Below are 1,167 nucleotides of genomic sequence, written 5' to 3'. Positions count from 1 at the left end.
GATCGTGTAGCTTCCGGCTGGGGTTCCCGCAGGAATTACAACGTTTCCGGTTGCAAGGTCGATCGTTGGAACCAATGCTCCGGCCGTGTTCGGCGTTGCAGGAGTCGTAACCGAAAGATTTACGTTTGAGATAAGAACCTGGGCACCGTTTAATGTGTCGATTCCGCTTCCGTTAGAGGCGAAAATGTTTCCGGCATTGTTGTTTCCGGTTGCGCCGTTTGTTGATGGAATCGCATCGTTTTGGGCATCGATTACTGCTTTTGTCACAGGAATCGTAACTATTGCCGTATCGCAGTTCGTCGGGTTTAATTTTTCGCAGATCTGGTAGGTGATCGTGTAGTTTCCGGCTGGGGTTCCCGCAGGAATTACCACGTTCCCGGTTGCAAGGTCGATTGTCGGAACCAATGCTCCGGCCGTATTTGGCGTTGCAGGAGTCGTAACCGAGAGATTTACGTTTCCGATAAGGACTTGGGCACCGTTTAATGTGTCGATTCCGCTTCCGTTAGAAGCGAAGATGTTTCCTGCATTCGTGTTTCCGGTTGCGCCGTTTGTTGATGGAATCGTGTCGTTAACAGCGTCGATAACTGCTTTTGCAACAGGAATCGTAACTATTGCAGTATCGCAGTTTGTCGGGTTTAGTTTTTCGCAGATCTGGTAGGTGATCGTGTAGCTTCCGGCTGGGGTTCCCGCAGGAATTATGACGTTCCCGGTTGCAAGGTCGATCGTCGGAACCAAGGCTCCGGCCGTGTTTGGCGTTGCTGGAGCGGTTACCGAAAGATTTACGTTTCCGATAAGAACCTGTGTTCCGTTCAATGTGTCGATTCCGCTTCCGTTAGAAGCGAAGATGTTTCCGGCATTCGTGCTTCCGGTTGCGCCGTTTGTTGATGGCATCGTGTCGTTAACAGCGTCGATAACTGCTTTTGCAACAGGAATCGTAACTACTGCCGTATCGCAGTTTGTCGGGTTTAGTTTTTCGCAGATCTGGTAGGTGATCGTGTAGCTTCCGGCTGGGGTTCCGGCAGGAATTACCACGTTTCCGGTTGCAAGGTCGATCGTCGGAACCAAGGCTCCGGCCGTATTTGGCGTTGCAGGAGTTGTAACTGTAAGGTTTACGTTTCCGATAAGAACTTGGGCACCGTTTAATGTGTCGATTCCGCTTCCGTTAGA

1 pseudogene is annotated in these 1,167 nt (G+C 50.7%); it reads right to left on the bottom strand.

Going from position 1 to position 1,167, the window contains the following annotated elements:
• A pseudogene (locus ACFPVY_RS15700) lies at positions 1-1,167 on the bottom strand (hypothetical protein); the annotation flags it as partial.

Origin of the sequence: Flavobacterium qiangtangense, from assembly GCF_042658345.1 — a bacterium.
GTDB classification, from domain to species: domain Bacteria; phylum Bacteroidota; class Bacteroidia; order Flavobacteriales; family Flavobacteriaceae; genus Flavobacterium; species Flavobacterium qiangtangense.
Note: the sequence above shows the minus strand (reverse complement) of the source record. Positions and strands in the feature narration are given on the sequence as shown.